This window comes from Stenotrophomonas sp. YJH_SMC_106-19, assembly GCF_059368375.1.
The window spans coordinates 1-15,615 of sequence record NZ_JCAFRQ010000008.1 but is presented as its reverse complement, the minus strand read 5'-3'; the positions used below and the strand labels follow the sequence as shown (position 1 = coordinate 15,615).

Annotated in this window: 15 protein-coding genes and 1 pseudogene; all 16 read left to right on the top strand. The window is 63.4% G+C overall.

Translation table 11 applies throughout. The features are described 5' to 3' along the window. The first annotated feature begins 398 nt into the window (after window positions 1-398). Window positions 399-1,493, top strand: coding sequence for a DNA replication/repair protein RecF (recF, locus tag AC5P5M_RS17645; RefSeq protein ID WP_461289125.1), 1,095 nt, complete (start codon window positions 399-401; stop codon window positions 1,491-1,493). A 112-nt stretch (window positions 1,494-1,605) separates the two neighbouring features. Beyond that, the gene (gene gyrB, locus AC5P5M_RS17640; RefSeq protein ID WP_065174070.1) at window positions 1,606-4,065 is read left to right on the top strand and encodes a DNA topoisomerase (ATP-hydrolyzing) subunit B; all 2,460 of its coding nucleotides are present in this window, start codon (window positions 1,606-1,608) and stop codon (window positions 4,063-4,065) included. A gap of 67 nt (window positions 4,066-4,132) precedes the next feature. Continuing rightward, window positions 4,133-4,978: a CPBP family intramembrane glutamic endopeptidase gene (locus AC5P5M_RS17635; protein WP_461289124.1), complete on the top strand. Its 846-nt coding sequence runs from the start codon at window positions 4,133-4,135 to the stop codon at window positions 4,976-4,978. A 70-nt stretch (window positions 4,979-5,048) separates the two neighbouring features. Then, complete coding sequence (locus AC5P5M_RS17630; protein ID WP_053517217.1) at window positions 5,049-5,855, top strand: M48 family metallopeptidase; 807 nt, start codon at window positions 5,049-5,051, stop codon at window positions 5,853-5,855. 132 nt (window positions 5,856-5,987) lie between these two features. Then, window positions 5,988-7,181, top strand: a complete 1,194-nt coding sequence (locus AC5P5M_RS17625) for a tetratricopeptide repeat protein (protein WP_053517216.1) — start codon at window positions 5,988-5,990, stop codon at window positions 7,179-7,181. Window positions 7,182-7,324: 143 nt separating this feature from the next. Further along, complete coding sequence (locus AC5P5M_RS17620) at window positions 7,325-7,993, top strand: energy transducer TonB (protein WP_053517215.1); 669 nt, start codon at window positions 7,325-7,327, stop codon at window positions 7,991-7,993. Window positions 7,994-8,085: 92 nt separating this feature from the next. Then, a complete protein-coding gene (gene exbB / locus AC5P5M_RS17615; protein ID WP_053517213.1) occupies window positions 8,086-8,847 on the top strand; it encodes a TonB-system energizer ExbB in 762 nt (253 codons plus the stop codon). A 61-nt stretch (window positions 8,848-8,908) separates the two neighbouring features. Then, a complete protein-coding gene (locus AC5P5M_RS17610; protein WP_053517212.1) occupies window positions 8,909-9,334 on the top strand; it encodes an ExbD/TolR family protein in 426 nt (141 codons plus the stop codon). 3 nt (window positions 9,335-9,337) lie between these two features. After that, window positions 9,338-9,751: an ExbD/TolR family protein gene (locus AC5P5M_RS17605; RefSeq protein WP_053517211.1), complete on the top strand. Its 414-nt coding sequence runs from the start codon at window positions 9,338-9,340 to the stop codon at window positions 9,749-9,751. A 160-nt stretch (window positions 9,752-9,911) separates the two neighbouring features. Next, window positions 9,912-11,375, top strand: a complete 1,464-nt coding sequence (gene cls / locus AC5P5M_RS17600; RefSeq protein WP_065182132.1) for a cardiolipin synthase — start codon at window positions 9,912-9,914, stop codon at window positions 11,373-11,375. Window positions 11,376-11,415: 40 nt separating this feature from the next. Further along, a complete protein-coding gene (locus AC5P5M_RS17595; RefSeq protein ID WP_312555501.1) occupies window positions 11,416-11,685 on the top strand; it encodes a hypothetical protein in 270 nt (89 codons plus the stop codon). A 9-nt stretch (window positions 11,686-11,694) separates the two neighbouring features. Beyond that, window positions 11,695-12,438 (top strand): pyridoxine 5'-phosphate synthase, encoded by a 744-nt coding sequence (locus AC5P5M_RS17590; RefSeq protein ID WP_495206208.1) that lies wholly within the window; start codon window positions 11,695-11,697, stop codon window positions 12,436-12,438. Between the two features lie 77 nt (window positions 12,439-12,515). Further along, window positions 12,516-13,607 carry a PA0069 family radical SAM protein gene (locus tag AC5P5M_RS17585; protein WP_180876224.1) on the top strand — a complete coding sequence of 364 codons (1,092 nt, stop codon included), beginning with the start codon at window positions 12,516-12,518 and terminating at the stop codon, window positions 13,605-13,607. Window positions 13,608-14,350: 743 nt separating this feature from the next. Next, window positions 14,351-14,569 (top strand): hypothetical protein, encoded by a 219-nt coding sequence (locus AC5P5M_RS17580; RefSeq protein WP_414487599.1) that lies wholly within the window; start codon window positions 14,351-14,353, stop codon window positions 14,567-14,569. 330 nt (window positions 14,570-14,899) lie between these two features. After that, the gene (locus AC5P5M_RS17575) at window positions 14,900-15,160 is read left to right on the top strand and encodes a hypothetical protein (protein WP_414487598.1); all 261 of its coding nucleotides are present in this window, start codon (window positions 14,900-14,902) and stop codon (window positions 15,158-15,160) included. A gap of 245 nt (window positions 15,161-15,405) precedes the next feature. Further along, a pseudogene (locus tag AC5P5M_RS17570) lies at window positions 15,406-15,615 on the top strand (hypothetical protein); the annotation flags it as partial.

Here is a 15,615-nt window from a genome sequence, read left to right as displayed (position 1 = left end):
TTTATTGGTTTTTAATGTACTGAAACCCCCTGCATATCGGCGCCTGGGGCTGGGGGGGAACCTGTGGATAGATTTCAGGCAGGGCCAAAGCGGCTTTTTTATCCACAGATTGCCCATACCTTGTGTATAAGTAATACCGGGCCGCTGTGCATAGCGTGAAACCGCTGGCTTGAAATTCTTGAAATCTGTGGAACCGCCACGGGCGTTGGTGCGCAGATTTCAAGGAAATGCGGCAGGTTTTTTGCGGGCCGTCGTCCGTAAGCCGGTCAGGACACGTTCGCAACCGCGCCATGGTCTGCAGAGCGATAGCCTGACGCCAACGGCGGACTTGACCGATGCAGTAAGCTGATGGATTCCCTGCCCCTCTACCGCTTCGTGCGGATGGTCCTTCGCACCCCATGCAGATCCGTCGCCTCGTCCTGCACCATCTGCGCCGCTTCGGCGTGGTGGAGCTGTCGCCACAACCGGGATTGAATCTGCTGACGGGCGATAACGGGGCCGGCAAGACCAGTGTGCTGGAGGCGTTGCATCTGATGGCTTACGGGCGCAGCTTCCGTGGTCGGGTGCGCGACGGCCTGGTCCGCCAGGGCCAGGATGCGCTGGACATCTTTGTGGAATGGGAGGAACAGCGCGCCCAGTCATCGCCACACCGCCGCAAGGCCGGTCTCCGCCATACTGGACAGGACTGGAAGGGACGTCTGGATGGTGAAGATGTCAGCCAGCTCGGCAATCTATGTGCTGCACTGGCGGTGGTGACGTTCGAGCCGGGCAGCCATGCTCTGGTCAGCGGTGGTGGTGAGCCCCGTCGCCGTTTCCTCGATTGGGGATTGTTCCACGTGGAACCGGATTTTCTGTCCCTGTGGCGCCGCTACTCACGGGCGCTCAAGCAGCGCAATGCCCTGCTCAAACAGGGAGGGCCAGCAAGGATGCTCGATACGTGGGATTACGAACTGGCAGAGGCCGGCGAACCGTTGACCAGCCGACGTCAGCGTTATCTGGAGCGGCTGCAGGAGCGCACCATCGCGCTGGCGGCCAGTCTTGCCCCCCAGCTGGGTATCCAGGCGCTGGACCTGAGTCCGGGATGGCGCCGCCACGAACTGCCGCTGGCCGATGCACTGCTGTTGGCACGCGAGCGGGACCGGCAGGCGGGCTATACATCCGTTGGGCCCCATCGGGCGGACTGGAGCGTGGACTTCAGCCATATTCCAGGGCGGGACGCGCTGTCGCGCGGCCAGGCCAAACTTACGGCCTTGGCGTGTCTGCTGGCCCAGGCCGAAGACTATGCGGAACAGCGCGGGGAATGGCCGGTCATTGCTCTGGACGATCTGGCCTCCGAACTGGATCGCACCCACCAGGCGCGGGTGCTGGAGCGCCTGCTTGCCGGCCCGGCGCAGATCTTCGTCACGGCAACCGAAACGCCGGCCGCGCTGCAGGCGCTGACCGACATTACCCGGTTCCACGTGGAACATGGACAGATCGTGGCTGTGCCATAGTGCGTACAACAGGGCCGCTCGACCCCGGCTGGTATAATTCGGGTTGCAATCCTTTCATTCTCGGCGCACCGCTTCCTGTGGTGCCCGACCTGCGGAGCCTACGGCAAGCGCAATGAGCGACGAACAGAACACCCCGGTAAACAATGGCAACTACGACGCCAACAGCATCACCGCCCTGGAAGGCCTGGAGGCTGTCCGCAAGCGTCCCGGTATGTACATCGGCGACGTCCATGACGGTACCGGCCTGCACCACATGGTGTTCGAGGTGGTCGACAACTCCATCGATGAGGCGCTGGCCGGTCATGCTGACCATGTCGCGGTGACGATCCACGCCGACGGTTCGGTGTCGGTCTCCGACAACGGTCGTGGTATTCCGGTCGGCAAGCATGAGCAGATGAGCGCCAAGCTGGGCCGCGAAGTCTCGGCAGCCGAAGTGGTGATGACGGTCCTGCACGCCGGTGGCAAGTTCGACGACAACAGCTACAAGGTTTCCGGCGGTCTGCATGGTGTGGGTGTCAGCGTGGTCAATGCGCTGTCGCAGAAGCTGCTGGTGGACGTATTCCAGGGCGGCTTCCATTACCAGCAGGAATTCAGCAACGGCGCTGCCGTCAGCCCGCTGGCCAAGCTGGAAAGCACCACCAAGCGCGGCACGACCGTGCGCTTCTGGCCGTCGACCGTCGCGTTCCACGACAACGTCGAATTCCACTACGACATCCTGGCCCGTCGCCTGCGTGAACTGTCGTTCCTGAACTCCGGCGTCAAGATCGTGCTGGCGGACGAACGCGGCGATGGCCGGCGCGACGACTTCCACTATGAAGGCGGCATCCGCAGTTTCGTCGAGCATCTGGCCCAGCTGAAGACGCCGCTGCATCCGAACGTCATCGCGGTCAGCGGCGAATCCAACGGCATCACCGTGGAAGTGGCGCTGCAGTGGACCGATTCCTACCAGGAAACGATGTACTGCTTCACCAACAATATTCCGCAGAAGGACGGCGGCACCCATCTGGCCGGTTTCCGCGGTGCGTTGACCCGTGTGCTCAACAACTACATCGAGCAGAACGGCATCGCCAAGCAGGCAAAGATCAACCTGACCGGCGATGACATGCGAGAGGGCATGATCGCGGTGCTGTCGGTGAAGGTGCCCGATCCCAGCTTCTCCAGCCAGACCAAGGAAAAGCTGGTCAGCTCGGACGTGCGTCCGGCCGTGGAAAGTGCCTTCGGCCAGCGTCTGGAAGAATTCCTGCAGGAGAATCCGAACGAAGCGAAGGCGATTGCCGGCAAGATCGTCGATGCCGCGCGCGCGCGCGAAGCGGCCCGCAAGGCCCGTGACCTGACGCGCCGCAAGGGCGCGTTGGATATCGCCGGCCTGCCGGGCAAGCTGGCCGACTGCCAGGAGAAGGATCCGGCGCTGTCCGAGCTGTTCATCGTCGAGGGTGACTCGGCAGGTGGTTCGGCCAAGCAGGGTCGCAACCGCAAGAACCAGGCGGTACTGCCGCTGCGCGGCAAGATCCTCAACGTGGAACGTGCGCGCTTCGACCGCATGCTGTCGTCCGACCAGGTCGGTACGCTGATCACCGCGCTCGGTACCGGCATCGGCCGTGATGAGTACAACCCGGACAAGCTGCGCTATCACAAGATCATCATCATGACCGACGCCGACGTCGACGGCGCCCATATCCGCACGCTGCTGCTGACGTTCTTCTACCGTCAGATGCCGGAGCTGATCGAGCGCGGCTACGTCTACATCGGCCTGCCGCCGCTGTACAAGATCAAACAGGGCAAGCAGGAGCTGTACCTGAAGGATGATCCGGCGCTGGACAGCTATCTGGCCAGCAGCGCGGTGGAAAACGCGTCGCTGGTGCCGGCCGCCGGCGAGCCCGGCATCGAGGGCGTTGCCCTGGAGAAGCTGCTGCTGGCCTACGCCTCCGCGCAGGACGCGATCGAACGCAATGCGCATCGCTATGATCGCAACCTGCTCGAAGCGCTGGTCGACTTCATGCCGCTGGAACTGGACACCCTGCGCAATGCCGGACAAGGCGAAGGCCTGGACGCGCTGGCCAGGCGCCTGAACCAGGGCAGCCTGGGCAGCCCGCGTTTCAGCCTGGAACTGCAGGAGGCCAATGAACAGCGCCCCGCGGCCGTGCTGGTGACCCGACGTCACATGGGCGAAGAGCACATCCAGGTGCTGCCGCTTTCGGCCCTGGAAACCGGCGAACTGCGCGCGATCCACCAGGCAGCCAAGCTGCTGCATGGCCTGGTACGCGAGGGGGCGACCATCACCCGCGGTGCCAAGTCGATCGAGGTCGATTCGTTCGTGAAGGCGCAGAACTGGTTGCTGGATGAAGCCAAGCGCGGTCGCCAGATCCAGCGCTTCAAGGGCCTGGGTGAAATGAATCCGGAACAGCTGTGGGATACCACCGTGAATCCGGATACCCGCCGCCTGCTGCAGGTACGCATCGAAGACGCCGTGGCCGCCGATCAGATCTTCAGCACCCTGATGGGCGATGTCGTCGAGCCGCGTCGCGACTTCATCGAAGACAACGCACTGAAGGTCGCCAACCTGGATATCTGACACAATCGGGACGTGGCCGGTGCGCGGGGAGGCGCGCCGGCCCTTGCCCCTTGATCGCAGGTATCTGATGTCCGCTTCCGCTCCGGTTTCCGCACCGCCGCCGGTTCCGCCGGCGACCGCCGCCCCCCGCGCCGCTTCGCCGCTGGCGGGATTCTTCATCGATCTGGGCATCGCCGCCGTCACCCTGTTCGGCCTGAGCCTGATCAGTGGCCTGTTCTGGGGCCTGTACCGCGGAATGATGGTCGGCTACGCAAACGCGAAGGCCAACGGCGCCGCACCCGATCCCGGCACCCTGACCGAAGCACTGGGTCAGCCGGGGGCCCTGGCGCAGATCCTGATGGCGCTGTTCGCTACCGGCGGCGCGGCCCTGCTGCTGTATTTCTGGCGACGACCGGCCAATGCGGCCGAACGCCAGGCGTCGCGTGACGCGCTGCGCCGGCCCTCCACCTGGGGCTGGACGCTGCTGGTGGCCACGTTGATCGTAGTGGGCAGCAACGGCATCGCCTTCCTGTCTCGGCAGTTCGGCATCGAACCGGTGCCGACCAACGTGGAACTGATGCAGAACGCGGTCGCGCGCTTTCCGCTGTTCCTGATGCTGTTCGCGGTGGTGCTGGCGCCGGCCTACGAGGAACTGCTGTTCCGGCGCGTCCTGTTCGGGCGCTTGTGGCAGGCCGGTCGCCCCTTGCTGGGCATGATACTGAGCAGCCTTGCCTTCGCCCTGATCCATGAAATTCCCGGCACCAGCGCCAACGGCCCGGCCGAGATCGCCCAGCTGTGGCTGGTCTACGGCGGCATGGGCGCTGCATTCTGCTGGCTGTACCGCCGTACCGGAACGCTCTGGGCGGCCATCGCCGCACATGCCCTGAACAATGCCGTGGCACTGGTGGCGCTGGTGTTCTTCGGCGCGACGTAACGGCTGTCCGCTTGACGAAAGATTAAGCAGCGACGATACACACTGCGCTCATGAACACGGGGGTGGACCCATGAAACAACTGCTGCTGGCCCTTGTCATCACCACCCTGGTCAGCGCCTGCGCGACCACCACATCGCCGACCGGACGGCGGCAGATGATCGGTGGCGTCTCGCAGGCACAGCTTGACCAGCTCGGCGCGCAGGCGTTCGCCGAGACGAAGCAGAAGGAAAAGATCAGCACGGACGGCCGGCAGAACGGCTACGTGCAGTGCGTGGTCAACGCGCTGGTCGCCCAGCTGCCTCCACAATACCGTGGCGTACGGTGGGAAACCGCCGTGTTCGTCGACAAGGAACCCAACGCTTTCGCCCTGCCTGGCGGCAAGGTGGGCGTGAACACCGGCATCTTCACCGTAGCCAGGAACCAGGACCAGCTGGCGGCCGTGATCGGCCACGAGATCGGCCATGTCATCGCCCGCCACCACGAGGAGCGCATCACCCGGCAGATGGGCGCGCAGACCGGCCTGGCGGTACTCGGCGCACTGGCCGGCGCTGCCTATGGCGAAGGCGCGGCCAGCACGGTCAACCAGCTTGGCGGCATGGGGGCACAGACGGCGTTCCTGCTGCCGGGCTCGCGGACCCAGGAAAGCGAGGCGGACGTGATCGGCCAGCGGCTGATGGCGCAGGCCGGTTTCAACCCGGCGCAGGCGGTGGACCTGTGGCAGAACATGATGGCCGCCAGCGGCGGACGCAGCCCGCAATGGCTGTCCACCCACCCCGATCCGGCCAACCGGATCCAGGAGCTGCGACGTGATTCCCCTGCCCTGATGCCGGTCTACCAGCAGGCGCAGGCGGCCGGACTGCGACCAAAGTGCGGATGAGTGCGCAGTTTCATGCTGTATTGCAGCACATAAAACGATTTCTCACGCCATCTGTTTCTGATACGTTTGGCGGCTCAGATTTTTCTGACAGTCCGACTTTGCCGCTATCCGGCGGTTCGATCGAGGTGAACGATGATTTTCCGTAAACACAAAGCTGTGCTTTCCGTCCTCGTCGCGACCGCCCTGACCGGCGCCGTGGTCACCGATGCGCTCGCGCAGTCCTCGCGTTCCTCCGACCGTGGCAACCGCGGCGGCAGCAGCAAGCAGGCCAAGGCCGAACCGCTGTACCCCAATGCGACCCGCCAGGAGCCGGCGGCCAAGTCCTCGGCCAAGATGGGTGGCAAGCTGCAGAAACTGGTAGACAGCTACAACAAGGAAAAGTTCCCGGAGACCCGCACCCAGGCCGACGCGATCCTGGCTGACAGCGCCGCGAACGAGTACGACAAGTCGCTGGCCGCGCAGCTGGCTTCGCAGGCCGCCTACCAGACCGACGATGTCGCCGCCGCCATCGCCTACCTGAAGCAGGTGCTGCAGTTCAACGGCCTGGACAACAACGGCCACTTCCAGTCGATGCTGATGCTGGGCCAGCTGCAGCTGCAGGAAGACCAGACCGCCGAAGGCCTGGCCACCCTGGACAAGTACTTCGCCGAGAGCAAGTCGACCAAGCCGGACGAGCTGATCGCCAAGGGCCAGGCGCTGTACCAGCTGGAGCGCTACCAGGAAGCGATCCCGGTGCTGAAGCAGGCCATCGCCGGCTCCACCGAGCCGAAGGACAGCTGGAACCAGCTGCTGATGGCGGCCCTGTCCGAGGCCGGCCAGACCGGTGAAGCCGTGCAGGCCGCCGAGGCCCTGGCGGCGAAGAACCCGAACGACAAGAAGGCGCAGCTGAACCTGGCCAACATGTACATGCAGGCCGACCAGATGCCCAAGGCCGCCGCGGTGATGGACAAGCTGCGCAGCAGCGGCCAGCTCACCGAAGAGCGCGAGTACAAGCAGCTGTACTCGATCTATGCCAACACCGAGAACAAGGAAAAGGACGTCATCGCGGTCATCAACGAAGGGTTGCAGAAGGGCATCCTGAAGCCGGATTACCAGGTCTACCTGGCGCTGGCCCAGTCCTACTACTACTCCGACCAGGTGCCGCAGGCGATCGATGCGTGGCAGAAGGCCGCCCCGCTGTCCAAGGACGGTGAGACCTACCTGAACCTGGCACGCGTCCTGCATGCCGAAGGTCGCGTCCCCGAGGCCAAGCAGGCCGCCCAGCAGGCGCTGGCGAAGGGCGTGAAGAACCAGGCTGATGCCAAGAAAATCATCAACCTGAAGTAAGTAGGAATAACGCCTGAACGCCTGCTCAGTTGATGCGCAGGCGCTCAGGATTGGTATAAGCTTGGAGGTTCCTGCGGTGTCATGCACCGCTGATCAGGGATTCCGCCCCCGGCATCCCGGCCCCACTATTGAGCTCTTGGCGCATGACGGAACAACTAGTCGTTCACCGGTACGAACAACCCGATGACAAGGGGCTGAGCTGGCCTCGCATCGTCGGCATCGCGTTTGTAATCGCCCTGCATCTGGCCGCCTTCATGATGCTTCTGATCCCTGCCGTGGCTCCCAAGGCCGCTGCGGAGAAGGAACGCAATGTGATGGTGACCATCGTCGACGCACCGCCGCCGCCGCCCCCGCCGCCGCCGCCGCCGCCGCCGACAGATACTCCGCCGCCGCCGGTGAAGAATCTGTCGCCGCCGAAGCCGTCGCCGGTCCCGCCGCCGCCGCAGGCGCCGGTCGTGGACGTGCCGGAACCGCGTCCGAACGATATCGTCACTCCGCCGACCCCGCCGTCGCCGCCAAGCCCGCCGGCGTCGATCGAGGCCAGCGTGGACATCTCGTCCAAGGCGATGAATCCCCCGCGTTATCCGCCGGCAGCATTCCGCGCTGGTATCCAGGGTGAAGTGATCCTGATCATTGATGTCGATGCCAGCGGCAACGTCACCAATGTCACGGTGGAAAAGTCCAGCCGTAACCGCGACCTGGACCGTGCTGCGATGGAAGCAGCACGCAAGTGGCGCTTCAACGCCGCTGAATCTGGCGGTAAGAAGACGGCAGGTCGCGTTCGCGTCCCGGTCAACTTTGCGCTGAACTGATGCGTTCGGGTGGCTTCGGGCCACCCCCGCTCCGGTTCGATTGTTTAGCTTAGCTACACCCTTTATCACCACACACAACAAAGGTAAGCGTCATGCTGCAGGAAATTTTCATCGCCGCTGCTGCCGGGGGCAATCCGTCCAACGCCCTGTCGCAGATGGGCTTCGAGCACCTGATCCACGAAATGACCACCAAGCCGGGGGATTTCGCTGTTTCCTGGGTCGTGCTGCTGACCCTGGTGATCATGTCGGCCATGTCCTGGTACTGGACCGTCATCAACATCTTCCGCGCCACCCGCCTGAAGAGCGCTGCCGATCGCGTCGTCAGCCTGTTCTGGGACACCCCGAACGCACAGGACGCCATCCGTGCGATGGAAGAGCAGCCGGCTTCGGAGCCGTTCTCGAAGATCGCCCTGGACGCTGCCCAGGCAGCTGCCCACCACCAGCGCGCTGAAGGCGGCGGTACCGGTGGGCTGGGTGAGAACCTGAGCCGTTCGGAATTCGTCGACCGCGCCCTGCGTCAGGCCGTCACCCGCGAAAGCAACAAGCTGCAGTCGGGCATGACCCTGCTGGCCACCGTCGGCGCGACCGCACCGTTCGTCGGTCTGCTGGGTACCGTGTGGGGCATCTACGGCGCGCTGATCAAGATCGGTGCCACCGGCTCCGCTTCGATCGACGCCGTTGCCGGTCCGGTGGGTGAAGCGCTGATCATGACCGCGATCGGTCTGTTCGTCGCGATCCCGGCCGTGTTCGCCTTCAACTTCTTCAGCAAGATCAACAGCGCGACCATCAGCAAGTTCGATACCTTCGCGCACGACCTGCACGACTTCTTCGCCACCGGTTCGCGCGTCCGCTGATTGCGGCGCGCTTCCACCCGCGACGAAGCAAGTAGTCATCAAGATCTAGACGGAGCCCGTTATGGCTTTCAGTAGTGGTAACAGCGGCGGCCCCATGGCCGACATCAACGTTACGCCCCTCGTGGACGTGATGCTGGTGCTGCTGATCATCTTCATCATCACGGCGCCCCTGATGTCCCACAAGGTCAAGGTGGATCTGCCGGAAGCCAACCTGATCCAGAATCCGGATGACGCCGAAAAGCGCTCCGGTCCGATCACCCTGGCAGTCAAGGAAGACGGCTCGATCTACTGGAACGACGAAGAAATCACCAAGCAGACGCTCGAGTCGCGCTTGGCGACCGCCGCCCAGCAGACCCCGCAGCCGCCGCTGAACCTGCGTGGTGACCGCACCACCAAGATGCGCGTCATCAACGACCTGACCAAGGTCGCGCAGGAGCAGGGCATGCTGGACGTCGGCTTCGTCGCGACCAAAGAAAAGGGGCAATAAGCCATGGCATTCAGTAGTGGTGGTGGCAAGGGCCCCATGGCCGACATCAACGTCACGCCCCTCGTGGACGTGATGCTGGTGCTGCTGATCATCTTCATCGTGACCGCGCCGATCATGACCTACCCGATCGCCGTGGACCTGCCGCAGCGCGTGCTCAACCCACCGCCGCAGCTGGTCGAACCGCCGCCGCCGATCGAACTGAAGATCGACGCCAGCAACCAGGTCTCGTGGAACAACAGCCCGATCAGCACCAGCGAGCTGCAGCAGCGGATGGAACAGGAGGTCCAGCGTGACCCGACCAACCAGCCGGAACTGCGGATCGATGCAAGCCCGGATTCCGAGTACGACGTGATGGCCAAGGTTCTGGCTGCCGCGAAGAATGCTCAGATGAAGAAGATCGGCTTCGTACAGCAGTAAACGCAATACCGCAACACAACAGTCATGACGCGACTGCAGACGCCCCTGGAGACAGGGGCGTCTTTTTTTGTGCCTGCGAAGCCCGACGGGGTCAGATCCCTTTCCCTGCGGAAAAGGGATCTGACCCCCTCTGACTTCACGCGCCCGCTATGATCGGCGCATGCTCGCCCTCTTCGACTCCCTCCGCCACTGGCTTGATGGCATTGCCCACCTGGGTTCGATCCTGGCCGTGGCCTACCTGCTGTACCTGCTCGCGCTGGCGGGCTGGATCATGCTGCAGAAGCGCGAACCGGTAGCCACGCTGAGCTGGATCCTGTCGCTGGCCCTGCTGCCCTACCTCGGCCTTTTCATCTATTACCTGCTCGGTCCGCAGAAGGTGAAGCGGCAGCGCCTGCGTCGTGGCCGCGCGCGATCGGGGATGGAGCATTACAGCGACGTCTGCCCGCCCGATGCCGATTGCACCGAGCTGGCCAAGATCGCACAGGCCACCACCGGACTGGCGCCGAGCAGTGCCACCGAAGTGACCTGGCTGGTCGATGGCGCGGCGACCTATGCCGCGCTGCTGGAAGCGGTGGCGCAGGCGCGTGACCACGTGCATCTGGAGTACTACATCTTCAATCCCGACCATGCCGGAACCGCACTGCGTGATGCCCTGGTCGAACGTGCCCGCGCCGGCGTGCAGGTGCGGCTGCTGCTCGATGCAGTGGGCTCGTCCGCGGTGCCGCGACGCTTCCTGCAGCCGCTGCTCGACGCCGGCGGTGAAGCGGTCTGGTTCCATCCCCGCCAGCTGCTGAAGCCCTTCAAGCGACCGTGGCTGAACCTGCGCACCCACCGCAAGCTGGTGATCGTCGATGGCCGCCTCGCCTTCACCGGCGGCATCAACATCACCGATGACGAGGATGAGAGCCGCAACGCCAACGCCTATCGCGACCTGCACATGCGCATCCGCGGTCACGTGGTCCGCAGCCTGCAACTGGTGTTTGCCGAGGACTGGCTCTACGCCAGCGGTCAGGACCACTCGCATTTCGACATCGCGCGGATGTGGCCGGCGGACATGCCGCTCCGCGGCGAAGGCTCGATCAACGCACAGGTGCTGGTGTCCGGCCCGGACTCGGGCTGGGAGACCATCCACCGGCTCCACGTGGCGGCCATCCAGGAAGCGCAGGAGCGCGTGTGGCTGGTCACGCCCTACTTCGTGCCGGGCGAAGCCGCGCGGATGGCGCTGACCTCGGCCGCGCTGGGGGGACTGGACGTGCGCCTGCTGGTGCCGAAGATGAGCGATTCCTGGTTCGTGACCCAGGCCGCACGGTCCTACTTCGACGAGCTGCTGCACGCCGGGGTGAAGATCTACGAGTACGGCCCCCGCATGCTGCACACCAAGGCCTTCATCGCCGACGACGACGTCTGCATCGTCGGCAGCGCCAACTTCGACCATCGCAGTTTCCGCCTGAACTTCGAACTGTCGATGATGATCAGCGACCGCGAGCGGGTGGCCGCCCTGGCGGGCCTGCTGGAGGCCGAGTTCGAGCGCGCTACCCGCGTGCACGACCAGGCCGCGGCCCGCTCGCTGTGGCTGCAACGCCTGCCCGAGGCCTTCGCGCGCCTGGCCTCGCCGCTGCTGTAAGGCGGCGCTACACTGCGGCGATCATCCGGGGAGCCTGACTATGTACTGGTTGTACCTGCTGCCGGCGCTGGGCTGTTTCGCCTTCGCGCTGAAAACCCCAAGCCCGGGGCTGATGGCGCTGGCGCTGCTGGCGGCCCTCGCCTTCCTGCTGGCCTGGGTGCGTGGCCGCTACGTGGCCCGGTTCGGTGATCTGCAGAGTGATCCCTCAACCCTGATCGATGCCGACGAGCTGCGCCGCCTGCGTGAGCAGGCCGAGGCCCGTGGCGCGGATCACCGCGACGAACACGATCCGTCCCCTCTTCCCAAGTAGTACCGTTCGATGACCCAGCTCAGTGTCAACGTCAACAAGATCGCCGTCCTGCGCAATTCGCGCGGTGGTGCCGAACCCGATGTGGTGCGTGCCGCTCAGGCCTGCCTGGATGCCGGCGCCCATGGCATCACCGTGCATCCGCGACCCGATCGACGTCATATCACCGCCGAGGACGTAATGGCGCTGTCCACGCTGACCCGCGTCCGTGGCGTCGAATTCAACATCGAAGGCAATCCCTTCGCACCGCCACGCGACGGCTACCCGGGGCTGCTGCCGCTGTGCGCGCAGACGCGTCCGGCGCAGGCCACCCTGGTGCCGGACGGCGATGGCCAGATCACCTCCGACCACGGTTTCGACTTCGAGCGCGACGGCGAGCGCCTGCGTCCGCTGGTGGCCGAGCTGAAGGCGATGGGCTGCCGGGTCAGCCTGTTCGTCGATGCCGGCAACCCGCTGCTGGAACAGGCGGCCGAGGTCGGCGCCGATCGCATCGAGCTGTACACCGGACCCTATGCCGAAGCGCACGCCGCAGGCGACGCCGCAGCGATGCTGGCGTTGTTCGCCAGGGCCGCGCGCCGCGCGCAGGCCGTGGGGCTTGGCGTGAATGCCGGCCATGACCTGTCGCAGGACAACCTGCGTGACTTCCTGGCGAACGTGCCGGAGGTGCTGGAGGTCTCGATCGGGCATGCGCTGATCGGCGAGGCCCTGTATGACGGGCTGGATGCGACCGTTCGGGGCTATCTGGCGCTGCTCTGAGGTAGCGCCGGACCCTGCCCGGCGGGGCCAATACTGTTGTCGCAGCCGCTGAGACGGCAGCGGCGTAGGCTACCCACATGGGTATCGCGATCAAAGGCCGAGGGTCCACCTCCCACCTTGCCGGGCGCTTCGAGAGCACCGTCAGCGAGGCGGTGGACGACGGCTGGGACGTGGATGAAAGCGACGAGTTCGCGGCCCCCCGCCTGCGCACCGAGGTACGCGCTGAAACCGCGCGCAGCATCATCAGCCGCAATACGTCCCCGGACGTAGGCTTCAGCCAGTCGGTCAATCCGTATCGTGGCTGTGAGCACGGTTGTTCCTACTGCTTCGCGCGCCCGTCGCATGCCTATCTGAACCTGTCGCCGGGCCTGGATTTCGAGACCAAGCTGTTTGCCAAGACCAATGCGCCGCAGCTGCTGCGCAAGGAGCTGTCCCGGCCAGGCTACGTCCCGCAACCGATCGCGCTCGGCATCAACACCGATGCGTACCAGCCGATCGAGCGCAAGTTCAAGCTGACCCGTCAGTTGATCGAGGTGATGCTGGAGACGAAGCATCCGTTCTCGCTGATCACCAAGAACGCGCTGGTCGAGCGCGATATCGACCTGCTCGCACCACTGGCGGCGGAGAACCTGGTCAGCGTGCATTTCTCGGTGACCTCGCTGGATCCACGCCTGTCGGCGAAGCTCGAGCCGCGCGCCTCTGCACCGCACGCTCGCCTGCGCGCGATGAAGCGTCTGCATGAGGCGGGCATTCCGGTTGGCGTGATGGTCGCGCCGGTGATTCCGTGGATCAACGACAGTGAACTGGAAAGCGTGCTCGAAGCGGCGCACGAGGCGGGTGCGCGTACTGCCGGCTATGTGCTTCTGCGCCTGCCTCTGGAGGTTGCACCGCTGTTCCGCGACTGGCTGGACGCCCACCATCCGGATCGCGCCGCGCACGTGATGAGCACCATCCAGCAGCTGCGCGGTGGCAAGGACTATGACAGCCGCTTCGGCACGCGCATGCGGGGTCAGGGGGTCTATGCGGATCTGTTGAACAACCGCTTCAAGCTGGCGCGCAAGCGCCTGGGCTTCGACGCCCAGAACAGCCACTGGCCGAAACTGGATTGCAGCCGCTTCCAGAAGCCGCTGCCGCCGAAGGTGGATTCGCCTCAGGGGTCGTTGTTCTGAAGTAGTGCGCTACTGCGGAACGCATATGGAAAACCGTGATCGCGATCTGCGCCTCGGCGACGGATACGACATCGCGACTGCACACATCGCTCTGTTCAACTGTGTGAACTCCAGATTACTATCCACTTCCTCCTGAACCCACGGCTCAGGCGAAAGCGACTCCAGATCCGGCAACACAAGGAATAAAAGCGAGCATGAAGCTCCATTCGCTTGACTAAAGGAATCCGAAATATGCTACAGGAAGTGCAAAGTCGTCAGACGCGGACGAAGCCACCAGAGGGTAAAGGACAACGTGACGGACCCTGCTTCGCCTCTGCGATTGTGGAAAGCAAACATTATGAAAGTGCTTTTCTGGCTTGGCATCGCGCTTCTTGTGATGCTCCCGGTGAACTTCCTTGTGGTGACTATTGGCAGACTTCTGTCAGGCGAAGTCTTCGGGGCAAGGGAAGTGGTGGGTCTTGGCACGGCGATATTCGGAGTGACGGCAGCCGTCATTCTGTACAGGCGGCGCTCACTCGGAAGCTCTCGACGACAAGGGAATCGTTGACAGTGGATTCGGACTGATATGGTCGAAGCCGGTATGGGCGGTAGTCACGGCAACATTCCGGGCAAGGAGCGGTGCGTGCATCCACATGGCTTCGAGAGCCATATCAATGCCCTGCGGCTAATCGCCGGTTGGATCGCCTTCTGCAACCAGCAGTGACCTCATCAGGCCCTCCACATGATGACCCCAGATGCGGCCCATGCTGCTGCATCAACTGCATGGAGAGAAAATGAGCAATTCGCTATTGAGCGCTCTCATCCATCTGCTGGGATTCGTGGGTCTTGGCGCAGTAGGTATTCTCGCGCTCCGTTCATGGCTGGAGCTGCGGAGGCTTGCAATGAAACGGAGCCAAGGCGACTGGGAATCGAGCGATCTTTTTATCGATGCTGGTTGTGACCAGCGCAGCCCTCTGGAGTGAGCTGCAGATCCTGCGACATCTCTTCAACTGCCTTACCGGGGAATACTGTGGTCCAAACGTCGGAAGCGGATGGAGCTATCTGGCGACACTGGGGGCAATCTACGCACTGTTCGAGATGTTGGTTCTGACAACGCATGCAACGCTCAGAAGCAGGGGCTGACTTGTCGGTCTGCACTTTCGGTCTACCTCGATTTTTCGGAAAGACGAAAGCTGCCGATGCAAGCGGGATGGACCAGATGAGACCCCAATCGCGGTGACAATAGGCTGCATTCATGGAAGCTGCGACCACCAGCTATGGAAGAAACATCAATCAGTATCTGGAAGAAAAATGTGAATAATGCCAAGTTTGTAAAGATCTTTCTTTTGACGGCGAGGGCTACAAGTGTCGGCGCCTTGGTCTATTTCTACAGTAGGGCGTCGTCGCTCTACCGTCTTGTCAGAGAGTGCCTTGATCATGCGGAGGACGTTCCTGCGTTTGAAGCCTGCAAGCGTCATCCGGACTCAATTCAGTTTGAGCTCATTGGCATGACGGTGGCGTTCTTCGCGATTCTTGCGCTGACAAACTGCAAGATTCTATCTGCGGAAAAGTAAGGGAAAACAGAGTCATCTCCGATCTCGGAAAGAGACGGCAGTTGGGGAAGTGGATGGTAAAGACCAAATCGTTTTTCCGGTCGCTGCTGTACGTGGCGGTGGCTGTCCTGATAGGTGCGACCTACCTCTCAATGGGCCGTTCGATAGGAGGCGGAGATTGGAATGGGAAGCCAACGGAAGCAGAGTTGCGAGGGGCTGCCAGGACGTTCGTGCTGCCTTCTGGATTCCCTCCGACTGATGTCCAGATGCTGCAGAAGGTCACCTTCCTGGCGGTGGTCTTCGACGCTGAGCTCGAATCTGATCCAGAGCAGGTCGCTGCCTTCTTCTTGAAGCAGGCAGCAGAGAACAAGTGGCAAGTGAAAATGGACAGACAGCAGACCGACTACCGCCTGATGGTGTTCTGCGATGGCCGCTTGGCACGCTCGGTGGAGCTGACCGTCAGGGGGCGGATCGTC

What these genes read in the sequence shown, in the direction of transcription:
- gyrB (WP_065174070.1), top strand. Translation starts at nt 1,606, where the DNA reads ATGAGCGACGAACAGAACACCCCGGTAAACAATGGCAACTACGACGCC.
- recF (WP_461289125.1), top strand. Translation starts at nt 399, where the DNA reads ATGCAGATCCGTCGCCTCGTCCTGCACCATCTGCGCCGCTTCGGCGTG.
- AC5P5M_RS17595 (WP_312555501.1), top strand. Translation starts at nt 11,416, where the DNA reads ATGTACTGGTTGTACCTGCTGCCGGCGCTGGGCTGTTTCGCCTTCGCG.
- AC5P5M_RS17630 (WP_053517217.1), top strand. Translation starts at nt 5,049, where the DNA reads ATGAAACAACTGCTGCTGGCCCTTGTCATCACCACCCTGGTCAGCGCC.
- AC5P5M_RS17580 (WP_414487599.1), top strand. Translation starts at nt 14,351, where the DNA reads ATGCTGCTGCATCAACTGCATGGAGAGAAAATGAGCAATTCGCTATTG.
- AC5P5M_RS17585 (WP_180876224.1), top strand. Translation starts at nt 12,516, where the DNA reads ATGGGTATCGCGATCAAAGGCCGAGGGTCCACCTCCCACCTTGCCGGG.
- AC5P5M_RS17635 (WP_461289124.1), top strand. Translation starts at nt 4,133, where the DNA reads ATGTCCGCTTCCGCTCCGGTTTCCGCACCGCCGCCGGTTCCGCCGGCG.
- AC5P5M_RS17610 (WP_053517212.1), top strand. Translation starts at nt 8,909, where the DNA reads ATGGCTTTCAGTAGTGGTAACAGCGGCGGCCCCATGGCCGACATCAAC.
- cls (WP_065182132.1), top strand. Translation starts at nt 9,912, where the DNA reads ATGCTCGCCCTCTTCGACTCCCTCCGCCACTGGCTTGATGGCATTGCC.
- AC5P5M_RS17590 (WP_495206208.1), top strand. Translation starts at nt 11,695, where the DNA reads ATGACCCAGCTCAGTGTCAACGTCAACAAGATCGCCGTCCTGCGCAAT.
- exbB (WP_053517213.1), top strand. Translation starts at nt 8,086, where the DNA reads ATGCTGCAGGAAATTTTCATCGCCGCTGCTGCCGGGGGCAATCCGTCC.
- AC5P5M_RS17605 (WP_053517211.1), top strand. Translation starts at nt 9,338, where the DNA reads ATGGCATTCAGTAGTGGTGGTGGCAAGGGCCCCATGGCCGACATCAAC.
- AC5P5M_RS17625 (WP_053517216.1), top strand. Translation starts at nt 5,988, where the DNA reads ATGATTTTCCGTAAACACAAAGCTGTGCTTTCCGTCCTCGTCGCGACC.
- AC5P5M_RS17620 (WP_053517215.1), top strand. Translation starts at nt 7,325, where the DNA reads ATGACGGAACAACTAGTCGTTCACCGGTACGAACAACCCGATGACAAG.